This is a genomic window from Paramesorhizobium endophyticum, assembly GCF_014640615.1.
GTDB classification, from domain to species: domain Bacteria; phylum Pseudomonadota; class Alphaproteobacteria; order Rhizobiales; family Rhizobiaceae; genus Paramesorhizobium; species Paramesorhizobium endophyticum.
The window spans coordinates 338,111-360,957 of the sequence record NZ_BMHH01000001.1 but is presented as its reverse complement, the minus strand read 5'-3'; the positions used below and the strand labels follow the sequence as shown (position 1 = coordinate 360,957).

The 22,847-nt window shown below is 61.4% G+C and carries 20 protein-coding genes and 1 tRNA gene; 7 read left to right on the top strand and 14 right to left on the bottom strand.

Annotated elements, in window-relative coordinates:
- The first annotated feature begins 65 nt into the window (after window positions 1–65).
- From IEX53_RS01700 to IEX53_RS01690, 3 genes are all read left to right on the top strand, one after another.
- Window positions 66–860 carry an NAD-dependent epimerase/dehydratase family protein gene (locus tag IEX53_RS01700; protein ID WP_188820802.1) on the top strand — a complete coding sequence of 265 codons (795 nt, stop codon included), beginning with the start codon at window positions 66–68 and terminating at the stop codon, window positions 858–860.
- A 365-nt stretch (window positions 861–1,225) separates the two neighbouring features.
- On the top strand, window positions 1,226–3,355 hold the full coding sequence (locus IEX53_RS01695; protein WP_188820800.1) for a putative bifunctional diguanylate cyclase/phosphodiesterase: 2,130 nt from the start codon (window positions 1,226–1,228) through the stop codon (window positions 3,353–3,355).
- A 56-nt stretch (window positions 3,356–3,411) separates the two neighbouring features.
- Window positions 3,412–4,569, top strand: a complete 1,158-nt coding sequence (locus IEX53_RS01690) for a fumarylacetoacetate hydrolase family protein (RefSeq protein ID WP_188820798.1) — start codon at window positions 3,412–3,414, stop codon at window positions 4,567–4,569.
- Between the two features lie 697 nt (window positions 4,570–5,266).
- On the opposite strand, the gene IEX53_RS01685 is transcribed toward IEX53_RS01690, so the two are convergent.
- The 7 genes from IEX53_RS01685 to ytfQ form a co-directional block, all read right to left on the bottom strand.
- Window positions 5,267–5,680 carry a type II toxin-antitoxin system VapC family toxin gene (locus tag IEX53_RS01685; RefSeq protein ID WP_188820796.1) on the bottom strand — a complete coding sequence of 138 codons (414 nt, stop codon included), beginning with the start codon at window positions 5,678–5,680 and terminating at the stop codon, window positions 5,267–5,269.
- Entirely contained in the window at window positions 5,677–5,940 is a 264-nt protein-coding gene (locus tag IEX53_RS01680; RefSeq protein WP_188820794.1) for an antitoxin, read from the bottom strand. Before IEX53_RS01680 ends, IEX53_RS01685 begins: the two co-directional genes overlap by 4 nt.
- Before the next feature lie 85 nt (window positions 5,941–6,025).
- A complete protein-coding gene (locus IEX53_RS01675) occupies window positions 6,026–6,727 on the bottom strand; it encodes a FadR/GntR family transcriptional regulator (protein ID WP_188821100.1) in 702 nt (233 codons plus the stop codon).
- Window positions 6,728–6,845: 118 nt separating this feature from the next.
- Window positions 6,846–7,823, bottom strand: a complete 978-nt coding sequence (gene yjfF / locus IEX53_RS01670) for a galactofuranose ABC transporter, permease protein YjfF (protein ID WP_188820792.1) — start codon at window positions 7,821–7,823, stop codon at window positions 6,846–6,848.
- Window positions 7,820–8,848, bottom strand: a complete 1,029-nt coding sequence (locus IEX53_RS01665; protein WP_188820790.1) for an ABC transporter permease — start codon at window positions 8,846–8,848, stop codon at window positions 7,820–7,822. The genes yjfF and IEX53_RS01665 overlap by 4 nt, the downstream gene beginning before the upstream one ends.
- Before the next feature lie 231 nt (window positions 8,849–9,079).
- Window positions 9,080–10,633, bottom strand: coding sequence for a galactofuranose ABC transporter, ATP-binding protein YtfR (ytfR, locus tag IEX53_RS01660; protein ID WP_236015988.1), 1,554 nt, complete (start codon window positions 10,631–10,633; stop codon window positions 9,080–9,082).
- 243 nt (window positions 10,634–10,876) lie between these two features.
- Window positions 10,877–11,824 (bottom strand): galactofuranose ABC transporter, galactofuranose-binding protein YtfQ, encoded by a 948-nt coding sequence (gene ytfQ / locus IEX53_RS01655; RefSeq protein WP_373288522.1) that lies wholly within the window; start codon window positions 11,822–11,824, stop codon window positions 10,877–10,879.
- A 272-nt stretch (window positions 11,825–12,096) separates the two neighbouring features.
- On the opposite strand from ytfQ, the gene IEX53_RS01650 reads away from it, so the two are divergent.
- Window positions 12,097–13,107: an aldose epimerase family protein gene (locus tag IEX53_RS01650; protein ID WP_188820786.1), complete on the top strand. Its 1,011-nt coding sequence runs from the start codon at window positions 12,097–12,099 to the stop codon at window positions 13,105–13,107.
- A gap of 226 nt (window positions 13,108–13,333) precedes the next feature.
- Here the strand turns inward: IEX53_RS01650 and IEX53_RS01645 are convergent, their stop codons facing one another.
- The 4 genes from IEX53_RS01645 to IEX53_RS01630 form a co-directional block, all read right to left on the bottom strand.
- Complete coding sequence (locus tag IEX53_RS01645) at window positions 13,334–13,744, bottom strand: nuclear transport factor 2 family protein (protein ID WP_188820784.1); 411 nt, start codon at window positions 13,742–13,744, stop codon at window positions 13,334–13,336.
- Window positions 13,716–14,060 carry a hypothetical protein gene (locus IEX53_RS01640; protein ID WP_188820782.1) on the bottom strand — a complete coding sequence of 115 codons (345 nt, stop codon included), beginning with the start codon at window positions 14,058–14,060 and terminating at the stop codon, window positions 13,716–13,718. The genes IEX53_RS01645 and IEX53_RS01640 overlap by 29 nt, the downstream gene beginning before the upstream one ends.
- A gap of 160 nt (window positions 14,061–14,220) precedes the next feature.
- The gene (locus IEX53_RS01635) at window positions 14,221–17,349 is read right to left on the bottom strand and encodes an efflux RND transporter permease subunit (protein ID WP_188820780.1); all 3,129 of its coding nucleotides are present in this window, start codon (window positions 17,347–17,349) and stop codon (window positions 14,221–14,223) included.
- A 10-nt stretch (window positions 17,350–17,359) separates the two neighbouring features.
- On the bottom strand, window positions 17,360–18,478 hold the full coding sequence (locus IEX53_RS01630) for an efflux RND transporter periplasmic adaptor subunit (RefSeq protein ID WP_188820778.1): 1,119 nt from the start codon (window positions 18,476–18,478) through the stop codon (window positions 17,360–17,362).
- A gap of 336 nt (window positions 18,479–18,814) precedes the next feature.
- Between IEX53_RS01630 and araD1 the strand changes: the two genes are divergently transcribed.
- A complete protein-coding gene (gene araD1 / locus IEX53_RS01625; protein WP_188821094.1) occupies window positions 18,815–19,807 on the top strand; it encodes an AraD1 family protein in 993 nt (330 codons plus the stop codon).
- Between the two features lie 149 nt (window positions 19,808–19,956).
- On the opposite strand, the gene IEX53_RS01620 is transcribed toward araD1, so the two are convergent.
- A complete protein-coding gene (locus IEX53_RS01620) occupies window positions 19,957–20,382 on the bottom strand; it encodes an organic hydroperoxide resistance protein (RefSeq protein ID WP_188820776.1) in 426 nt (141 codons plus the stop codon).
- A 142-nt stretch (window positions 20,383–20,524) separates the two neighbouring features.
- On the opposite strand from IEX53_RS01620, the gene IEX53_RS01615 reads away from it, so the two are divergent.
- Window positions 20,525–21,001: a MarR family winged helix-turn-helix transcriptional regulator gene (locus IEX53_RS01615; protein WP_188820774.1), complete on the top strand. Its 477-nt coding sequence runs from the start codon at window positions 20,525–20,527 to the stop codon at window positions 20,999–21,001.
- A gap of 66 nt (window positions 21,002–21,067) precedes the next feature.
- Here IEX53_RS01615 and IEX53_RS01610 read toward each other — a convergent pair whose 3' ends face one another.
- Window positions 21,068–21,496 (bottom strand): winged helix-turn-helix transcriptional regulator, encoded by a 429-nt coding sequence (locus IEX53_RS01610; protein WP_188820772.1) that lies wholly within the window; start codon window positions 21,494–21,496, stop codon window positions 21,068–21,070.
- 117 nt (window positions 21,497–21,613) lie between these two features.
- Between IEX53_RS01610 and IEX53_RS01605 the strand changes: the two genes are divergently transcribed.
- Window positions 21,614–22,525, top strand: a complete 912-nt coding sequence (locus tag IEX53_RS01605) for an NmrA/HSCARG family protein (RefSeq protein WP_188820771.1) — start codon at window positions 21,614–21,616, stop codon at window positions 22,523–22,525.
- Between the two features lie 189 nt (window positions 22,526–22,714).
- Here IEX53_RS01605 and IEX53_RS01600 read toward each other — a convergent pair.
- Window positions 22,715–22,791 (bottom strand) — tRNA-Arg (locus tag IEX53_RS01600).
- Between the last annotated feature and the right edge of the window lie 56 nt (window positions 22,792–22,847).

Here is a 22,847-nt window from a genome sequence, read left to right as displayed (position 1 = left end):
ACCTGTATGATGAGTTTGACGCCGAATGCGCATGGATCGCACCGGCTGGGAACTGGAGGAATATCGTGAAACGACTGTTGATTACCGGTGCGGCCGGCGGGCTGGGCCGTGCCATGCGGCCGCGCCTGAAGGGTTTTGCCGATGTGCTGCGGCTGTCTGACATCACCGATCTGGGCGAGGCTGCGCCGCATGAGGAACTTGTGACTTGCGATCTTGGCGATGCCGATGCCGTCAACAAACTTGTGGAAGGCTGCGACGGCATTCTCCATCTGGGCGGCATTTCGGTGGAGGACAAGTTCTCCAAGATCCTCAACGCCAATCTGCTCGGCCTTTACAATCTCTACGAAGCAGCCCGTGCGCATGGCCAACCGCGCATTCTCTTCGCAAGCTCCAACCATACGGTCGGCTTCTATCGGCAGGACCAATATATCGACGCGAAAGCGCCGATGCGTCCCGATGGACTCTACGGCGTGTCGAAATGCTTCGGCGAGGCGCTGGCGCGGATGTATTTCGAAAAGTTCGGGCAGGAAACGGCGCTGGTGCGCATCGGCAGCTGCATGGAAAAGCCGAAGAACCACCGCATGCTTTCGACCTGGATGTCCTATGACGATTTCGGCTCGCTGATCGAGTGCGTCTTCCGCGCGCCGATGCTGGGCTGCCCGATCATCTGGGGCATTTCGGATAATGACAGCAAATGGTGGGACAATTCCCACGCCGCCTATCTCGGCTGGCGTCCCAAGGACAATGCCGAACGTTTCCGCGCGGAGCTCGAAGCCGAGCAGGGACGCCCGGCAGCGGATTCGCCGATGTCGATCTACCAGGGCGGCATGTTCACGCAGGATCCGATCTTCAAGGAGTAACCCGCCGTTCGGGGGGGATGGCGAATCCCTTCACCCTCGCCCTTCGAGGCTCGCTTCGCGAGCACCTCAGGATGAGGGTGAAGGGGCGCCGGCGCTGCAGAATGAAGTGGAGGGGCGCGGCGCTCAAATAGCCCTCATGGTGAGGTGCGATTGGACCCTGAGGAGCGAGCGTAGCGAGGCCCGAAGGGGGAGTGAGCCTCGAACCACGAGGGCGCTTGGCGATTCCATCAAAACATGAACCGCTCCAGCGCCAGGAAAAGCAAAGAGCGCCAAAGATTCAGTAAAATCAACGCGCAACATTGTTTGTTTAGAATTTGATGCTTTCCTTCGCTGGGGGACAAAACATACGCGAGGGGAATAATCGGATGTCGCGGTCAGCAAGGGATATCGACCTGGAGCCGGAGCCGGATGAGGATTTCCGCGTTCTCTTCACCACCCATCCGACGCCCATGTGGGTCTATGATCCCGAAACCCTCAAATTCCTCATCATCAACAAGGCGGCAATCGAGCTTTATGGCTATAGCCGCGAACAATTCCAGGAACTGACCGTCCTCGACATCCGCCCGCCCGCCGAGCGCGACCGTATGCTCGATGCTATCAGGGAGAAATCCGACCTCGACCGTCCGGAACGATGGCAGCATCTGAAGGCCGATGGCGAGATCATCGATGTCCTGACCTATGGCCGGCTGGTGCGCTTCCGCGGGCGCGAAGCCATTCTCGCCATTGTGCAAGACCGCACCGAGGTGAGTGAGGCCTATCGGCAGGCGCATCACACCCGCTCGCTCCTCGATAATCTCGTCGCCAACCTGCCGCTCGGCGTTTTCGTCAAGGACATGGAACAGGACGGACGCTATGTGCTCTATAACGAGGCCGCCGGCGGCATCAGCGGTCGCGCGCCATCCGAGGTTCTGGGCAAGACGACCGGGGCCGTATATCCGCGCCGCGAGGCGGTCCGCCTGAACCGGCAGGACCAGGTCGCCATGCGCCGCAGCGACATGCTGCCGATCGAGCAGAAACTCGTGCGTCCCGATGGCCAGACGCGCATCATTCGAACTATCAAGCGGCGCATCCCCACCGATGACGGCTCCCGCCCGCGCTATCTGATCGGGCTTCTGGAGGATGTGACGGAGCGGCAGGAAATCCTGTCCCGCATCGAGCATGTCGCGCTGCATGATGCGCTGACCGACCTGCCCAACCGAGCTTATTTCACCCGCCATGTCAGCAAGCTCCTTATCCGGGAGCACGAGGCGGCGCCGTTCGCCCTGCTTTATATAGACGTTGACCAGTTTAAGCAGGTCAATGACAGTATCGGCCATCCGGCGGGCGACCGCCTGCTGCGCGAGGTGGCCACGCGCTTGCACCGGCTGATTTCGCCGGAGGATTTTCTCGCGCGCATCGATGGCGACGAATTCGCGATTGTCTTCATGAGCGGCGAGATGGCAGCGATAAGCCTCTTCGCCGAAAAGCTGCTCGCCGCCTTCGCTGAGCCTTTCCGCGTGGATGACAAGGAGGAATATGTCAGCTGCAGCGTCGGCATCGCGCTGGCGCCGAAACATGGCGACGATGTGGACCTGTTGCTGCGCAATGCAGATCTTGCCCTCCATGCCGTGAAGGCCGACGGCCGCTCCACATTCCGTTTCTATGAGCAGTCCATGCGGCTGGCCGCCGAAAAGCGCCATCTCCTGACGCTGGAACTGCGCCAGGCGCTCAATGAGGGGCAGTTCGAACTTCACTACCAGCCGATCTTTTCGCTGGCCGATGACAGCATCTCCTGCTTCGAGGCGCTGATCCGCTGGCATCACCCGCAGCGCGGCATGATATCCCCGATGGAATTCATTCCGGTAGCCGAAGAAACGGGGCTCATTTCCGGCATCGGCCAATGGGTGCTGCGCGAAGCCTGCCTGGCGGCGGCGCGCTGGCCGAAGCCGATCAAGGTCTCCGTCAATCTGTCTCCGGTGCAGTTCGGCCAGCCGGAACTGCTCGACATCGTGACGAGGGCGCTTGAGGAAGCGGGGCTGGAGCCGCATCGGCTGGAGCTGGAGATCACCGAATCTATCTTCCTGTCCAACAGCCGCCAGAATATCCAACTGCTTTACGGCTTGCGCGAGCTCGGCGTGCGCATCGCCATGGACGATTTCGGCACCGGCTATTCCTCGCTCAGCTATCTCAGGTCGTTCCCCTTCGACAAGATCAAGATCGACCGCAGCTTCGTTTCGGGCATCGAGGCCGACAGCCGCAACCTCGCCATCATCCAGGCGGTCGCCGTGCTGGGCTCGGGCTTCAACATCACCACCACCGCCGAGGGCGTCGAAACCGCGCAGCAATTGCACCGCCTGAAGAGCGAGCAGTTCGGCGAGGTGCAGGGCTATTTGACCGGCAGGCCGATGCCGCTGTGCGAGGTCGATGCGTTCATTTCCAGCAGGGCTGATTCTTCTTTCCCGGGCTCGCAAGGCTTGAACGAACCGGCGGCGTCTGCGATGACAGTGTCCACCTGAACGCGGATTTGACAGGCGCTGGCCGGGGAATCGCCGGCAGCATTCGGAGGAGACCCATGACCATATCGGCTGAAGCTTTCGGCACCGGAACGTTTGTCGGGCGCGTATGGCGCCCCGATGTGAGGGGGCCGGCGCTGGTCGCCCTGCGCGACGGCGTGCTTTACGACATCACCACCCGGCAGGCGCCCACCATGCGCGATCTCTTCGAAATGGAGGATCCGGTCGCCTTCGTCCGTGCCCAGGCCGGCGAACGGCTTCTGCTCCTTGACGAGGTCGCCGCGCAATCGGTTGAAGCGGCGGGCGATTTGTCTAAGATTCACTTTCTGGCTCCGAATGATCTGCAGGCGGTCAAGGCCTGCGGCGTTACGTTCGCCCGTTCGATGATCGAGCGCGTGATCGAGGAAAAGGCCGCCGGAAATCCGGCGCTGGCGCTCAAGATCCGGGAGCGCGTCACGGCGATCATCGGCGACTCCTTGCGCAATCTGAAGGCCGGTTCTCCGGAGGCAGCCCGGGTCAAGGCCGCGCTGATCGAAGAGGGTGTCTGGTCGCAATATCTCGAAGTCGGCATCGGCCCCGACGCCGAGGTCTTTTCCAAGGCGCAGGTTCTTTCCGCGGTCGGCTGGGGGGCCTCGATCGGCCTGCATCCGATTTCGCGCTGGAACAATCCCGAGCCGGAAATCGTGCTGGCGGTCAACAGCCGTGGAGAGGTGAGGGGGGCCACGCTCGGCAACGACGTCAATCTGCGCGACATCGAGGGCCGTTCCGCGCTTCTCCTGGGCAAGGCGAAGGACAACAACGCCTCCGCCGCCCTCGGGCCTTTCATCCGCCTGTTCGACGAGACCTACACGATCGACAATGTGCGCAACGCCGATCTCGACCTTTCGATCGAGGGCAAGGACGGCTTTATGCTTAGGGGTCACAGCACCATGCGTGAGATCAGCCGTGACCCGCTCGACCTCGTCGCGCAGACCATCGGCGCCCACCATCAATACCCCGATGGATTCATGCTCTTCATGGGCACGCTGTTCGCGCCCGTCGAGGACCGCGACATCGAAGGCGAGGGCTTCACGCACAAGATGGGCGACGTCGTCACCATCTCCAATCCCGAGCTGGGCAGCCTGGTGAACACGGTCCGGCTCTCGACCGAGTGCCCGCCATGGGTGTTCGGCACCGCCGCGCTCATGCGCAACCTCGCCACACGCGGCTTGCTGTAAGGCCGCGCGGAACCGCATGTCGCCGAGCACGACCGCCGTGCCCGGCGGCGCGGTCGAATGGCAATAGCCGTGCCCATGCGGATTGCGCGGCAAATCCTGCCCCATCAGATCATCATCGATCACCATGCTCGCGCCAAAGCCGGTTGGAACATAATCCAGCCGGTCCGGCGCCGTGATGCCCTTTGCCCAGCTATCGCCACTGAGCGCAAACCGCCGTCTCTCCATGATAAGAGAAACGATGTTTGCAAGCAGCAGCAATGCGGCAAGAGTTACGAGCACATTTCTTCTCCATGTGTACTGAAGTGTTAAGTGTATTCGCGTGATTCGCGGATATGTATGAATTTGTACCTGAAATTTACTTTTTGCAATAGATAATTTTTAACCATGTTGATGAAGCGTGATATAGATTTATTGTTTATACAATAATATCAAATTGTTATTAGAGTTTTTTTAAGTTTAATCAAGAGAGATTGAATCTTCTTCATAAGAAATACATTGCTTATCTGAAGTAACAACGATATGTTCTAGATGGTAGAACGTTTGTTAGCGTCTCGAGAGTGGAGCGAGGCCAGCGTATAAGCGCACCGTTTTTTATCTAAAGCTAAGCTGTGGTCTATTCAAAATTAATAAATCGAGGAATATATATTAGAAGTTGGCGGGATTCCGTCTGAGATTGCCTTCCCAATATGGAAAGCTTTCAGTTTCGTTCGTTCACCCAATTGTCAATCTTCAAAGGTGCCGAAGCCCGGGTAAATGCTCTATCGCGGGTGACGAGCGTGGCGTCCACGGCAACCGCATGGGCTGCGATCATCATATCGAGAGGGGCCAATGTCACGCCTTTGGCTTCACAAGCCGCCCGCAAATCCCCATAGACCTGCGTGACCTGATGGTCCCAGGGGAGGACATCGACGCGAAGGAGAAATTGCCTGACCCGTTCCGTCAGCGCCTTGGGATAGCCGCGCTTCGCAAGGCCGTACAGGAGCTCTCCTTCCGTAACGGATGAGATGACGACATCCGTTACCGGCAGCGCGACCAGCTTTTCAATGACCTCGGGTCGATCACCCTTGATGATATGGCTGGCAATGTTGGTGTCGAGCATCCAGCCGGTCATTCTTTCCAGCCTTCGAACGGATCACGGTCCTGCGAAGACTGGCGGCGGTCGGCAGCGTCCAGGAAGTCATTGGGCACCTGATCCTTGCCGTAAAGCTGGAAGAGGCCGTCCCAAGAATCCGGCTTACGCGACAGAATGACATCGCCCGTCTTGGGATCGCGGCGCACGAATACCTCGCTCTCCTCGAAACGGAATTCTGCGGGAAGCCGCACAGCCTGGCTGCGGCCCGTCGTGAATATCTTCGCAACTTTCGTCGTCATGGGCGCTTCCACTTCCTGATAGATACCATGATATATATCGTCGGAAGGTAATTATCAAGAACAGTCCAGATCTCCGTTCCCCTGCCTACAGCGTCCGCACCCTCGGCACCTCATTCTTGCCCTTCTCCGCCGCGGCCACCCGTTCCGCGCCCTCGAAGATGACGAGTCGCATCGCTGCGCGGGCGGCGTCCGGGTCTTTTGCAGCTATGGCGTCGGCTATGGCACGATGTTTGCGGGCGGAGGCCACGTGGCGTTCCGTGTCGGGGATGGGCGAGGAGAGCGTGAAAGCGGTCACCAGCGCCACCTCGATCAATGCGCTTAAGGAACGCATGAAGGGGTTGCCCGAGGCTTCGGCGATCGTCAGGTGAAATTGCAAATCGCTATAGACGAAATCCTGCGCCGTATCGTTGCGGTCGCCCATGCGGTCGGCCCAGCGATAGAGGTCGGTCAATTGCTGGTCGGTGCGCCGCTGCGCCGCCAGGGCCGCGGCCTCCGGCTCCAGCGACAGGCGCATTTCGGCGAGGCTTTCCATGAATTTCAGGTCGACGCCTGCCTCGAAATGCCAGATGAGAATATCCGGGTCGAACAGGTTCCATTGCGAACGCTCGCGCACCCGCGTGCCGATCTTGGCCTTGGGCTGGATGAGGCCCTTGGCGGCAAGCGTCTTCAGCGCCTCGCGCAGGACGGTGCGCGACACGCCGAAGCGTTCCAGAAGCTCGGCGTCGCCTGGTAAAATGCTGTTCTCGGCATAGAGACCCTTGACGATGCTTAAGCCCAGATCATGCATGACATGGGCATGATGGGTGCGCGACGGCGCCGCCGTGCTGAAATCATATTGGCCAAGCTTCGTTCGATCGATCGTCACCCGTTACTCCTCGTTGATCTCAGGCATGATCTTATCCGATTCATGCCCTGGCGCCCCCTGCTACCCGCCGTTCCGACAAAAATACCAGGATACGCTGCAACGCAATGAATGCGAAGAGCAATATCCCGACGACAATCTTGGTCCACCAGCTCGAAAGCGTGCCGTCGAACACGATATAGGTCTGGATGATGCCCTGTATCAGCACACCGAAGAATGTTCCTGCCACATAGCCCACCCCGCCGGTGAGCAATGTGCCGCCGATCACCACGGCGGCGATGGTGTCGAGCTCGACGCCGACAGCCGAAAGCGAATAGCCGGCCGAGGTATAGAGCGAGAAGACGATGCCCGAAAGCCCGGCGAGAAAGCCCGAAAGCGCATAGATGCCGATTGTGGTGCGCGCCACCGGAACGCCCATCAGCTCCGCCGATGTGCGGTTGCCGCCGATGGCATAGATATAGGAGCCGAACTTGGTGAAATGGGCGACAATGATGCCCGCCGCGAACACGGCCAGCATCAGCCCGCCGACCAGCGTCAGCCTGCCGCCGCCGGGCATGCGCCAGTAAAGCCCCTGCAAATCGGTATAGAAGGTGTGGTTGATTGGAATGGATTCGGTGGTCAGCACGAAGCAGAGCCCCCGCGCGAGGAACATCCCCGCCAGCGTGACGATGAAGGCCGGCACGTCGAGATAATGGATGATCGCGCCCATCGCCGCGCCGAACAGCGTGGCAAGCGCCAGCGCAATGGCAAAGGCCGCGAGCGGATGGACGCCGTGCTGCGTCACCAGCACGGCGATGAGCACCCCGGTGAAGGCGATGACGGAGCCGACCGAAAGGTCGATGCCGCCGGAGATGATGACGAAGGTCATGCCTACGGCGGCGATGCCGAGAAAGGCATTGTCGGTCAGGAGATTGCCGATGACGCGGGTCGACAGCATGTTCGGGAACTGGATCACGCAGGCCGCATAGAGCAGCGCGCAGATCAGCAGCGTGGCGTAAAAGGGAAAGAGCCGGGTGTTCATGGCTGAACTTCCTTGGGATCCGTCTTGGCCGGCTTCAGCTCGCGTTTCACGAAGCCGAAAAGGCCGGAAGCCGAGGCGGATTGCGCCAGCAGGATCATGATGATGACGGCCGCCTTGAGGATGAGATTATATTCCGGCGGAAAGCCCGAAATGAGAATGCCGGTGTTCATCGCCTGGATGATGATCGCGCCGAGGATCGACATCAGGATGCTGAACCGCCCGCCCAGCAGCGAGGTACCGCCGATGACGACCGCGAGGATCGCGTCGAGTTCCAGCCACAGCCCGGCATTGTTGGCGTCCGCGCCCCTGATGTCGGCGGCGATGATAATGCCGGCGAGCCCCGCGCAAAGCCCGCTGAACCCATAGATGAGAAGCAGGATCAAGCGGCTGTTGATGCCGGAATAGGTGCTGGCGCTGCGGTTGACGCCGATGGCCTCGATGAGCAGCCCCAGCGCGGTGCGCCGCACCAGCAGGATCGCCGCCAGCCCCAGCGCCGCCGCCAGCACGACAGGCATGGGAAAGCCCAGCACGGAGCCGGTGCCGAAGAAGATGAGACCGGGATCGTTGAAAGTGACGATAGTGCCTTCGGTGATGAGCTGCGCGATACCGCGCCCGGCCACCATCAGGATCAGCGTGGCGATGATCGGCTGCAGGTCGAGAAACGCGATGAGCAGTCCGTTCCATAGGCCGCAGAGCAGCCCAACCCCCAACGCCGCCAGCACAATCAAGGGGAGGGGATAGCCCTGCACCGCCAGCGTCGCCGCCACCGCGCCCGACACCGCCATGACCGCGCCGACCGAAAGATCGACGCCCTTGGTGGCAATGACCGCCGTCATGCCGATGGCGAGGATCGCGACGGGCGCGCCACGGTTCAGGACGTCGATGACGCTGCCGAAGAACCGCCCGTCCTGGAAGCGGATGTCGAAAAAGCCGGGAAAGGCGAGGTAGTTGCAGAACAGGATGATCGCCAGCGAGAGGAGCTGGGGTGTGGCTTTGGTCAGGGAGGCGGGGATGAAACGGTTCATTGTGGGAACCTTTCGTGTGGAAACGTCGGCGCCAAGACACCCCCCTCTGCCCTGCCGGGCATCTCCCCCACAAGGGGGGAGATCAGGCCTCCATAGATTCGCGGCACTAATCGTAGACGTTGGCGATTAGAGGCCGAAGGCCATGTCAGCCAATCTCCCCCCTTGTGGGGGAGATGCCCGGCAGGGCAGAGGGGGGTGAGCGCCGCCGCCGCTCCAGATAACGCTACCATCCTAATGCCCCTTCCCACTATCCGCCGCGATCGTTCGCATGATCGTTCCGGCGTTGATGTCGCTTCCCGTCAGCTCGGCGGTATGCGCGCGATCGCGCAGGACGCGCACGCGGGTCGAATAGGCGACGATCTCCTCGATCTCCGAGGAAATGACCACCAGCGCCATGCCCTCGTCGCAGAGCCTGTTGATGAGCGCGATGATTTCGGCATGCGCGCCGACATCGATGCCGCGTGTCGGCTCGTCGAGGATAAGCAGGCGCGGATTGGTGGCGAGCCAGCGGGCGAGAATGACCTTTTGCTGGTTGCCGCCGGAGAGGAACTTGATCGGCTTTTCCATATCCGTGGTGCGGATATCGAGCGCCTTGATGAAGCGGTCGGCGATTTCCTCCTGCTCGCGGCTGGAAAGACGCTTCATCCATCCCCGCCGGGCCTGCAAGGCCAAAGCGATGTTCTCGCGCACCGAGAGGTCGCCGATGATACCATCCGTCTTGCGATCTTCCGGGCAAAGGCCGAAGCCCGCCGCCACGGCATCGCGTGGGTTGCGGATGCGGATTTCCTGTCCGTCGATGGTGGCCTTGCCGCTATCGGGCACGTCGATGCCGAACAGCAACCGCGCCGTTTCCGTGCGGCCCGAGCCGAGCAGCCCGGCAACGCCCACCACTTCGCCCGTGCCGATATCGAGATCGAACGGCGCGATGCTGCGCGACAGGCCATATTGCTTGAACGAGATGCGCCGCTCCCCAGTGTCGGGCGCGGCGCGGCGGCTGGCATGGGTCGCCTCGGCGAGCGTGCGGCCCAGCATCAGGGAGACAAGCTCGATCTTGCTCAGATTCGCGGTCAGCGCCGTGCCCGCGAGCCGCCCATTGCGTAGGATTGTGACGCGGTCGCTGACGGCATAGACCTGATCGAGGAAATGAGTGATGAAGACGATGCCCATGCCGCGCGCCTTCAACTGGCGCATGACGCTGAACAGCATCTCCACCTCATGCGCGTCGAGGCTGGCGGTCGGCTCGTCGAGGATCAGCACCTTGCCGGAGAGATCGACGGCGCGGGCGATGGCGACAAGTTGCTGCACCGCCACCGAATAGCGCGAGAGGTCCGCCGAGACGTCGATATCGACGCCATATTGCTTGAGCAGCGCCCGGGCTTTGGCTTCCATCTCGTGGCGGTTGACAAAGCCGAAGCGCTTCGGCTGGCGGCCGATGAACAGGTTTTCGGCGACCGAGAGATTGGGCAGAAGGTTGACTTCCTGATAGACCGTCCCGATACCCAGATGCTGCGCCTGCAGCGTATCGCGGATCGTGACCTCGCGGCCCTCGAAGCGGATCACGCCGGAATCCGGCTTGTGCACCCCGGTCAGCACCTTAATCAAGGTGGATTTACCCGCGCCGTTCTCGCCCAGCAGCGCATGGATTTCCCCGGCGCGGATATCGAAATCCACGCCATCCAGCGCCCGGAAGCTGAGAAAGGATTTCTGGATTTTCTCGACGCCCAGCAGCACGTCGTGCTGGTTCGTATCCCGCGCAGCTTCGCGCGCAGGCGCATTCTCCATCATGCCGCCGCTCCTCTAGATCACGCGCGCCTTCCCTCCCCCTTGCGGGGAGGGTGGCCCGAAGGGCCGGGTGGGGGTGGTGACGGTGTGCTCCAACAGGCAATCACAGCGCGCTGCCTTTACCACCCCCATCCGCCCGCTAACGCGGGGTTCGTCGCTGGAAAAGCCAAATCGTTGGCTTTTCCTCGGCCTGCGGCCGAACGCTCCTCAATCCCCGCAAGGGGGAAGGAGGGTTCCTGAGAGGACTTAGTACCCCAGCCCCTTCTTCTCCTCATAGACCTTCATCGGGTCGTCGGCTTGCGTGTAGAGCTTCGATTCGGTCTGGATCCACTTCGGCGGGGCCTTGCCGCTGTCCTTGAATTCCTTGAGCGCATCGAAGGCCGGCCCCGCCATGTTGGGCGTCAGCTCGACAGTGGCGTTGGCTTCGCCATCGGCCATCGCTTTGAAGATATCGGGAACCGCGTCGATGGAGACGACGAGGATATCCTTGCCGGGCTTGAGGCCCGCTTCCTTGATGGCCTGGATCGCGCCGACGGCCATGTCGTCATTATGGGCGTAGAGCGCGCAGATATTCTTGCCGCCATTCTCCGCCTTGAGGAAGCCTTCCATCACTTCCTTGCCCTTGGAGCGGGTGAAGTCGCCGGTCTGGCTGCGCACGATCTTGAGATTGCTATGGCCGGCGATGCCTTCCTCAAAACCCTTCTTGCGGTTGATCGCCGGGCTGGAGCCGACAGTGCCTTGCAGTTCGACGATGTTGCAGGGCTTGTCCCCGACCGTCTTCACCAGCCAGTCGCCCGCAACCTTGCCCTCATGCACCGTGTCCGAGGTAACGGCGGTCAGATAAAGATCGGGGTTCGAGGTCTCGATGGTGCGGTCAAGCAGGATGACCGGGATTTTCGCGTCCTTGGCTTCTTCCAGCACCGAATCCCAGCCCGTCGCCACAACGGGCGCGATGAAGATGCCGTCCACGCCCTGCGCGATAAAGCCACGGATGGCCTTGATCTGGTTTTCCTGCTTCTGCTGCGCGTCGGCGAACTTCAGGTCGACGCCACGCTTTTCCGCTTCCTGCTTGGTGACGGACGTTTCCGCCGCGCGCCAGCCGGATTCCGAACCGATCTGCGAAAAGCCGACCGTCATCTCGGCGGCGTGTGCTGCGCCAGCGAAGGCAATCGCCGCAACCGTGGTCATCATCATGCGTTTGAAATACGACATAAGATCCTCCCTTGTCGTCAATGTCCGGCCCCATCGCCCCATCCTGAAAAGCAGGATGCCTCCATAACGCTGTCCTCCCGAACTGACTTAGCTATTATCATATAGTAATATGAAAAGAGAAGCCGCTATTTGCGATTTTCCCTATGTGATTTGTGGTCATCGAAGAGTAGTGGGAAGATGCCGGAGCATGATCCAAAAGTTGCAGACTTTTTGGATAAGATTATGCGGCTAAGAAAGCTGGGAGGAGACTTGAGATGAGCAGGACGGAGTTCGGGCATCTGGCGGGCGGCCAGGCGGTTCACGCGGTCGATATCGGGAACGCGGATTTGAGCGCGCGCATCCTAACTTATGGCGCGACTCTGGCAGACCTTCGCCTCACCACCGCGAACGGCCCGCAATCTGTGATCCTCGGTTTCGACACGCTGGAGGATTATCTGGCGCAGACCGCCTATGTCGGCGCCATCGCCGGGCGCTGCGCCAACCGCATTGCCGGTGGCCGCTTCACGTTCGACGGCGTGGACCACCAGCTGAGCCTCAACGAAAACGGCCGCACCCATCTCCATGGCGGTGTCGAAGGCTTTTCCAGCCGGCTATGGGATATAGAGGAGATCACCCCGTCCTCGGTCACGCTGGCGCTCGTCTCGCCCCATGACGATCAGGGCTATCCGGGCGAGGTGCGCGTGACATGCCGCTACGCCATCGAAGGCCGCACGCTGACGCTGGAACTTTCCTCCGAAACCGACCGCCCGACGCTCGTCAATCTCGCCGGCCACGCCTATTTCAATCTCGACGGCTCGGACACCATCCTCGACCATCGCCTCACCATCATGGGCAATGCCTATACGCCTGTTGATGGCGACCTGATCCCAACAGGCGAAATCGTGCCCGTGGCGGGAACGATCTACGATTTCACCACGCCCCGCCCGATCCGCTCGGGCGATCCCCATGCCGGCTACGACCACAATTTCGTCCTCGCCCTGGAACCTGCCACCACACCGCGCCCTGCCGCCCGCCTTGAAGGCCCGGCGAACGGCATCGAGATGGAAATCTGGACCACCGAGCCCGGCCTTCAATTCTACGACGGCAATTTCCTGCCGCTGCCGCAAGCCTTGCGCGGCGGACGCGAGGGCAAACGCTACGGCGGCCTCTGCCTTGAACCCCAACGCTTCCCCGACGCCATCCACCACCCGCATTTCCCCGGCGCGGTGCTGAGGCCGGGGGAGAGCTACCGGCAGGTGACGCAATATGTGTTTGGGGAGGGGTGAAGGAGCGTTGCATTCCACATCCTCTCGCGTGGAATGCCCCTCACCCTTACCCTCTCCCCGCGCGCGGGGAGAGGGGGACACAAACGTTGCGCCCCATTGCTTGTCCCCTGCACCTGGCATGAAGGGGAGGGCGAAAACGTCCATGTCCCCCTCTCCCCGTAAATCACGGGGAGAGGGTAAGGGTGAGGGGCTATCCGCGGCGTTTCAGCAACCTTATGGAGCTGCATCACACCCTCGACCCAAGATCCCTGTCTTGCGCATCGCCTTCCAGCAGATGCGTCAATTCATCGATCAGGCACACCCGCTTCCCTTGGAACTGGTAATAGGCGATTACCTTGAAACGGGAGTGCTGGCCGTTGGTTTTGACCGCATCGACGAGATGAACCGTCGCCGCGGAGTGGCCATCCGTCACGATATGCTCGAAAGTTATGTCCACCGAAGCAAGATGCGCCCGCAGCGCCGCCATATGGCTCAGGAATCCCGCATAGTCGATTTCCTTGCCGTCGACGCGCTGGATATAATCCGGCGTCAGCAATTCGGCGAACTGCTCGGACGTCGCCGCCGGATCGGCAAGCGCCGCGAACAGGCGGCGCAGGAGATCGTGGACTTCACTCTCGGTCATTGCGGGCTGTGCCATGGCTTGCCTCCGTTGTTCTGGATGTGGAGTATTTTACCTTTAGATGGAAACGGTCTCGTTCTTTTATCGTTGAGGTCACGCCACCGTAGAGGAATGGTTTCCAGCCATCTCCCCGGGTTAAAATCTCGTCGGGCGAGCGCTCGCTGATGCTGCTGTTTATGGATTCGTCGATGAGTTGGCATAACTCTTCGAGAGTATATTTCCGGTCATGTCGACGGGAACGAAGCGCCTTCGGCCTGCTCGGAGCCATATCGTCACCGACATGGACACCCTTTCCGCTACCTTCAGGACAATAGCCCGGCACATCGACGGTCATGCTTCTGTCCTGAGATGTGTGCGTCCAGGGACGAACCTCGCGCCGGAGAGTCTCGCCCGTTTCGGGAAGGGTCTTTACCGGCGCTACCATGACCAGTCTCCTCGGGCGCTATCGCCGGAGGATTTCATCACCTTATTCGGGGCAGATCAATCCTCCCGCCTCAAGGCTTCCGCATCGCCTCCGCCAGTTCGCGCCTGAGGCGGTTGTGCTCTTCCACCTTGGGCTTGGTGAAGCGACCGAGCAGGAGGTAGGCGACGGGAGTGACGTAGAGGGTGGCCAGGGTGGCGAGGCCGAGGCCGCCGACGATGACCCAGCCCAGCGCCACGCGCGCTTCCGCGCCCGCGCCCTGCGCCAGCACCAGCGGAACGCCGCCGAGGATGGCGCAGATCATCGTCATCGTCACCGGGCGCAGGCGGATGTTCGCGGCTTCCTCGATCGCCTCGCGCACGCTCATCCCTTTATCGCGCAGCTGGTCGGCGAATTCGACGATGAGAATGCCGTTCTTCGCCATGATGCCGACAAGCAGCACAAGGCCGATCTGGCTATAGACGTTGAGGCTCGTGCCGCTCATCAGCATGGCGAACACGGCGCAGCCGAGGCCCAGCGGCACGGTCGCCATGACGATGAAGGCGCTCACGAAGCTTTCGAACTGCGCCGCCAGCACCAGTAGGATGATGACGATGGCGAAGCCGAAGGTGATGGCGAGGCCATAGGAAGTTTCGCCCAGCGTGCGCGCCTCCGCCAGCGGGATGATGCGCGAACCGGCGGGCAGCTCCGGGGTGGCGATCTTGAGCGCTTCCTGATAGGCGTCGCCCAGCGCGAAGTCTGAGCGCAGGCCCGAAGTGATCGCGACGGAGCGCATCCGCTGCTCGCGGTCGAGTTCCGGCGGCACGGCCTGCTCCACCACGCTGGCGATGGACGACATGGGGACGTAACGGCCATCGCTCGTCTTCAGGAAGATGTTTTCGAGATCGGTCGGGTCGTTGATCGGGTTGGTGGTGGAGACCAGCTTCACGTCATAGCTGCGGTCGCCGATATAGACCGAGCCGATCTTGCGCCCGTCGAGGACGGACTGCACCGCATTGGCGAGGCCGGTGATGTCGATGCCAAGGTCGGAGGCGCGCTCGCGATTAATATTGACGGAAAGCTGCGGCTGGGTCGGGTCGATGGAGAGGCGCGGCGACTGGTAACGCGGGTCCTTCTCCATCGCCGCGACGATATTCTGCGCCGCGGTGCGCAACTGCGTATAATCATTGCCGAGCAGGGCGAACTGCAATCCGTTGCCGGCGCCGCGAATGCCGAGGCTGTTCGGCTGGGAGGTGAAGACGCGCACGCCAGTAATGACTTTCAGCCGCTGCATGACATCCGCCATGATCTGCTGCTGGGTGCGGACGCGCTCACCCCAGCGGGCGAGCGTCAGCACGATGATGCCGCTGTTTGGCGAGCCGCCGGTGCCGGCGATGGCAAGCGTGCTCTGGATTTCACCGGAATCGCGCAGGGGCTGGAGCAGTTTCTCGACCCGGTCGATCTGGCTTTCCATAAATTCGAGGCTGATGCCCTGCGGGCCGCTCAGGCGCAGCAGCGCCTGGGCGCGGTCCTCGGTCGGCGTCAGCTCCTGGCGCAGCGTGCCATAGGCAACATAGGAAGCGGCGGCGAAAAGGATCGCCACGGCCACCACAACCATCGGCGCGGCGAGGCAGGCGTGAAGCGTGCGGCGATAGAAGGCAGCGAGCGCGCCGCCGAAGCGGCGAAATGCGCCCGGCGAATGTTCCTCATGGTGCACGGCCGCCTCCGACAGGAAACGCGAGGCGAGCATGGGGCAGAATGTGAGCGCGACGACGGAGGACAGCAGAACGGAGATCGCCAGCACCACGCCGAACTCCCGGAAGAGGCCGCCCATCTGCCCCGGCAGGAAGGAAATCGGCACGAAGACGGCGGCGAGCGTCAGCGTGGTGGCGATGACGGCGAAGAACACTTCCTGCGTGCCGAGCACCGCCGCAGCGCGCGGGCCCAGCCCCATATTGCGGCGGCGCACGATGTTTTCGAGCACCACGATAGCGTCGTCGACCACAAGGCCGGTCGCCAGCACCAGCGCAAGCAGGGTGAGAATGTTGACCGAGAAGCCCAGCATATAAATGGCGGCGATGGTGCCGATGAGCGCCACCGGCATGGAAATGGCGGGGATCAGCGTGGCGCGGATATCCCACAGGAACAGGAAGATGATGAGGATGACGATGAAGACCGAGGCGACAAGCGCGATTTCGACCTCGTGAATGGCGCCGTCGATGAAGTTCGCGTCGTCGCTCGTCACCTGGATATTGACGCCAGGCGGCAGGGATTTCTGCAACTGCTCGATGGCGGCGCGCACGCCCTTGGAAATGTCGAGCGTATTGGACTGCGCCTGCCGGATGATGCCGAGGCCGATGGCCGTCTTGCCGTTGGAGCTGACCGAGGAGCTTTCGATATCCGGGCCGAGGGTCACATTGGCGACATCGCCGAGCTTGGTATGGCCGTTGATGATGATGTTCTCGAAGGCCTCCGGCGACGTCACCGTGGCCGCCGCACGAACCACGATCGACTGGTCATTGCTCTTGAGCGAGCCCGCCGGCTGGTCGAGCGCCATGGTGGAAAGCGCATTGGAAATATCGGCGATGGTAAGGCCGTAGCTTGCCAGCTTCGCCTGATCGATATCGATGCGGAAGATCTTGTCGCGGTCGCCATAGACCTGCACGTCGGCGACACCAGGCACGGCGGCCAGCACATCCTCGACCCGGTCCTCCACCAACACGGTCATGTCCTGGATCGGCATGGAATCCGAGGTCACCGCAAGGCGCATCACCGGATCGGCATTGGCGTCGGCCTTGACGATCTGCGGCGCGTCCGCCTCCTCGGGCAGATTGTTGGTCACGCGCGAAATGGCGTCGCGCATGTCCGCCGCCGCGACGTTGAGATCGACGCCGTCATTGAATTCCACCGTCACGCGGCTGCGCCCGAAGGAGGAAGCGGACGAGATCGACTTGACGCCCGGAACGCGCGCCACCGCGTTTTCCAGCACCTGCGTCAATTCGCGGTCGATGGTTTCGGCGGATGCGCCGTCGAAATCGGTGCGGATGGTCACGACGGGACGGTCGACATCCGGAAGCTCGCGAATATCGACGCCCGTGAAGGCGGCAAGGCCGGCGACGACGATCAGGACGTTCAGGACAAAGGCCAGAACCGGGCGGCGGATAAAAAGCGCGGTGAAGCCGCCCTGATCGGAGCCGTGGGGAGAGGAAGGTTGATTGCTCATGAGCCCGGCCTCATCCGGCATTCGGCGAAGCGGCGGGCTGCGCCTGCGCGCCGCCGTCATCGGCGACCTTCACCGGGCCGCCATCGCGCACGGTCTGCACGCCCTGGGTGACGATCATGTCGCCCGGCTTCAGCGGCGCATTCACGAGGATGCTGGTGGTGTTGCGCTGGATGATCTCAATCGCCACTTTATGGGCCACACCATCAATAATTCGCCACACAAAAGCGCCGTCCGCGCCCCATTGCAGCGCCAATGGATCGACGGAAGGATAGGTTTCGCCCGGGAAAAGCAGCGTCACTTCGAAGGACATGCCTGCGCGCAATGTGTCGTCAGGATTGGGGATCTGCGCGCGCACGCGCAAGGTGCGGCTCGCCTCGTCTATGGCATTGTCGATGGCGACGATCTTGCCCTCGAAGGCCCGCCCCGGCACGGCGATGGAGGTGGCCGTGACCGGCTGGCCGATCCTGATCTGCGGGGCGTAGCGCTCCGGAACCCAGATATCGATCAGTATCTGCGAGCGGTCGTCGATCGTCGCTATCGCTGTGGTGGTGGTGACGAAATTGCCGGCATTGACCGGCAGGATGCCGATGACGCCCGAAATCGGCGCGGTGATCGTGCGGCGGGAAAGCGCAAGCGCCGCCTCCTCGGCCACCAGCTTGGCATTGGCGACGGCGAGCTGGGCGTCGACCACCTGCACCTCGGTCGCGGTGTTGGTCGAGCGCAAGGTGGTGATACGGCGCAGGGTGTTCTGCGCGTTCTGAAGGGCGATCTCCGCCTTGTCGTGGGCGATCTGCTCCTCGGCGGCGTCGAGTTCCGCGATCGGCTGGCCTTCCTTCACATGCGCGCCGGCCTTGACCAGAAGCTTGGTCATCATGCCGCCGGACCAGGGGGTGACTGATACGGTTTCCATCGCCCTGCCCGTGCCGATGGCGCTCAAGCGCGTGTTGATCGTCTCCTCCTCGACGGGCTTGGCGACAACGAGCGTCGGCCCCAGCGCACCGCCGCGTCCGCCGCTTTGGCGTACGCCCGCGGTTTCGCTTCCGGGAGCGCCCGAATAAAAATATTTCCAGCCGGCGAAAGCCGCCAGCAGGACGAGGACGACGAGGATGATCTGCTTCCAGATTTTCATCCGGCACTCCGGTTGCGGAAAGGCATGATACCCTCACCATTGGAGGGGACACACGGTATATCGGGCAGGGGAATTAACGAAATCTGAGCGCTGTCTATCAAGGGCGCGGGCCTTCTCCAACCGGTCGGCGCCTCATGGCAGGCGAAACGTTCAAATCACTCGAGCGTGATGCAATTTGACGCCCGGCGCCAGCGACGTCCAATTAAATTTATGTAATCCACCAGCGCCGGGGGTATCATACCTCTTGATATTGCTCATACAGTATGACTTTTAACCTCATATGAAACCAACGCCCTCCCAAGGGAGGACGAAACCTGTCTGAATGGGAGGGTAATGATGAATCTGGTTCAGCTGATCAACGAAAAGGGCAAGCGCCGGGTCGCGGCGCGCACGCAAGACGGTTTCCGCATCGTGCAGGGCACCCGCTCGGTGCTGGAACTCGCGCATGAGGCGATCGAGGAAGAAACAACCATCGACGCCATCATCGAGGAGCGCGGGCTCGGCAAGGCGGTCGATGTGGAGGCCGCCTACAAGGATGGCCGCCTGCTGCCGCCCATCGACGCTCCGGACGCGGCGCATATTCACCTGACCGGCACGGGCCTGACGCATCTGGGTTCCGCCGCGACGCGCGACGCCATGCACAAGAAGGCCTCGACCGAGAAGGAAGAGAGCCTCACCGACTCCATGAAGATGTTCAAGATGGGCCTGGAGCGCGGCAAGCCTGCGAAGGGCGAAACCGGCGTACAGCCCGAATGGTTCTACAAGGGCAACGGCACGATGCTGGTGGCTCCGGGCGCAGCGCTCACCTCCCCTTCCTTCGCGGACGATGGCGGCGAGGAGCCGGAGATCGCGGGTATCTATGTCATCGGTCCGGACGGAACGCCGTTCCGCCTGGGCTTCGCGCTGGCGAACGAGTTCTCCGACCATGTGATGGAGCGGGTCAATTATCTCTACCTCGCCCATTCGAAGCTGCGCCCCTGCGCCATCGGCCCGGAACTGCGCCTCGGCAAGTTGCCTGACCATATCAGCGGCACCTCGCGCATCCTGCGCGACGGCAAGACGCTGTGGGAGAAGCCGTTCCTTTCGGGCGAGGACAACATGTCCCACACCTTCGCCAATCTGGAATATCATCACTTCAAATATGAAGTATTCCGCCAGCCGGGCGACATCCACATCCACATGTTCGGCACGGCTACGCTCTCCTTCGCCGATGGCATCCGCACCGAACCGGGCGATGTGTTCGAAATCGAAGCCCCGGATTTCGGCCTGCCGCTTCGCAATCCGCTGATCAACGCCAAGGCCGACAAGGTGAAGATCAAGGCGCTCTAGAGCATGATCCCGAAAAGTTGCAGACTTTTCGGATAATATCATGCGCGAAACAAAGAGTTAGAGCGTGATGTCCGCACGCTCTAAGCGTTTCGCAGGATTGTCATTGAGAGAGCAGGATGCACAGCGGGCATCCTGCTCTTTTTTTGCCTTCACTCGGCCAGGGAAAGCCGCACGTCGAGACTGTTGCGGGTGGCGTGGGAATAGGGGCAGACGATGTGCGCCTGATCGATGAGCTCGCGCGCTGTAGCTGAATCGACACCCGGCAGCGCGACGGTGAGCGCCACGTCGAGGCCGAAGCCCTGCCCGTCATCCCGCTTGCCGATGCCCACCGCCGCCGTGACAGTGCTGTCGTCGGCGATCTTTACCTTGCGCTGGCTGGCGACGAATTTAAGCGCGCCGAGGAAGCAGGCGGCATAGCCTGACGCAAACAGCTGCTCAGGATTGTTGCCCTCCCCGCCGGGGCCGCCCAGTTCCTTCGGCGTGACCAGCGCGACGCTGAAAGCGCCGTCCTTCGTGGCGGCCTTGCCGGTACGTCCGCCAGTGGCGGTGGCTTCGGTGCGATAGAGAATGTCCATTTCCGTCTCCTTCATTGGCGATAATTTTTATCGCGATAACGATAATGTTGTAGCGCAGTCATGCCGGCACGTCCAGCTAATTTTTATCGCGATATTTATTTTCGCGATTATCGTGGTAATATGGAATTCAAGGAGACCGCGTATGAGCCCGCAAGAAAAAGAAAATTCCGTACCGCTGCCGCTGGACGACCAGCTCTGCTATGCGGTCTACTCTGCCGGTATCGCCATCCAGCGGCTCTACAAGCCCTTGCTCGACGAGATGGGGCTGACCTATCCGCAATATCTCGTGCTGAATGTGCTGTGGCGGGAGGACGGGCAGACGGTGGGCGGCATCGCCGAGCAGCTGGCGCTCGAATCGAGCACACTGACGCCCCTTCTCAAAAGGCTGGAAGGGGCAGGCATGGTGCGCCGGACGCGAAACCCGGATAACGAGCGGCAGGTGGTGGTGGCACTGACCGGGCAGGGCCAGGCGCTGCGCCTGCGCGCCGGCTGCATCGGCGAGGCCCTGTTTGCCGCCTTGGGCCATAGCCCGGAACACTTGAGCGAACTCAACCGGGATGTCAGGGCGCTGCGCGACACGATCTATGCCCGGATCGGCGGGTGGAACAGGCCGGCGTGATTACGCCTCTGCCTGTCGGCGTCAATTGCCCTGAGCGATCTTGCCTTTTGCCACGGTAGTTCGCCCTCACGTCCGGCCCGGGACGGCGCCGGTTCGCTCAGCATCGTCGAAGGCACGCCGCGAGGCTTCGATGTCCTGCCAGGTATCCCTGATCCAGTCCGTGAAAGCCGACAAGGGCGGCAGCATGGATTTGCCGCGAGCCGTCAGCTCATATTCAACCCGCGGCGGCACCTCGGGATAATAATGACGCGCCACGAGGCCGTCACGCTCCAGGCTGCGAAGGGTGAGAGTTAGCATCCTTTGCGAAATGTCCGGAATGCCGCGCCGGATCGCCCCGAATCGCATCGGCGCATCGGGTGACAAGGCGAGCATGGACACGACCAGAATGGTCCATTTGTCACCCATACGGGCCAGTACGCTTCCTGGAGCGCATGGGGTCAGGACGGGCCCCCGTGCAGTCTCGATGACGGGGCGCCCATTGATTTCACGCGGCACGAATGAACTCCTTCAATGGTTATTATGGTGTAACCGACGACCAAAAATGTGCCGTCTTGCGCGGATTTGCAATTGGTTCCACTTGGTAACCGTTATTAATTACAGAAGGTAACCAAGATGGATCACAGCGATGAATTTCTCGTGTTCGGCGCGACCGGGCAGCAAGGCGGGGCGGTTGCGCGCGCACTGAAGGCGAAGGGGAGAAAGGTCCGGGCCTTCGTGCGTAATGCCGACAGCATCAAGTCGAGGGCTTTGGCTGCTGAGGGCATTTCCCTGGCAATCGGCGACCTGTTCGATCCTGCCTCTATCGAGCGGGCGATGACCGGCATCACCGGCGTTTTCAGTGTCCAGACCAGTTCGCCGGCGGGTGAGGTCACCGATGCGCAGGAGGTCTGGCAGGGCAAGACGATCGCCGACAGCGCACTTCGGCAAGGCGTCCGTCATCTCGTCTATTCTTCCGGCGGCGCAGCAGGGAAAGGCCCGACGGGAATGGGTCATTTCGACAGCAAGTCAGAGATTGAAGCCTATGTGCAAAGCCTTCCAATCATGAACACGATCACCCGCCCGGCAAGCTTCATGGAGATGATGCTGCTGCCCGGCATGGGATTGCCTCAGGGCGAATTCACGTTCTTCATGCGGCCAGAGCAGTCCATGCAAATGATCGCCCTAGACGACCTGGGCAGGATCAACGCAGAAGTCCTGATGGACCCGGATCGTTACGCAGGCAAGATCATCGAGCTGGCGAGCGCGTCCGTGACGGGCAAGGATCTGGAGCGGGCATTCACGAAAGCCGCCGGCCGGCCGATCGCTTACAGGCGCTTTCCCGACGAATTGCTCGCCCAAAACCCTTTCCTCAACCGTTTGGCCGAACTTTTAGACAATGGCTTGCTCGCCGGGGCGGCAAACCTCGCGGCTCTGAAGCGGGAGTTTGGCCGTCTGACCTCGCTCGTGGAGTGGCTGGAGGGTTCTGGGAAGCCCCTCTTCGAAGCGGCGATCAATCATGATAAAGCCGAGGTGGCGCTGCGTTAGAACAATGAAACGCAACACTGGCACGACGCCATCCGGCATGCCAACAAATGCCAGCAGTTGCTGGACGGCTCGTGCTCTTAATTTCAAGTTCGTGCGGGGCCGAGACTTCCCACGAAACGCCCTTATGTCCACAATTCGAGTTTTACCCGAAGGACAAAAAAGACATAGCAATCAACAGTGAAGAAAAGGTGGCGCGCCCGAAAGGATTCGAACCTCTGACCCCCAGATTCGTAGTCTGGTGCTCTATCCAGCTGAGCTACGGGCGCTTGACCATTTGTTGGCGCCGCATCAATCGGCGCAGCGCGGTACCTAATGGGTTCGG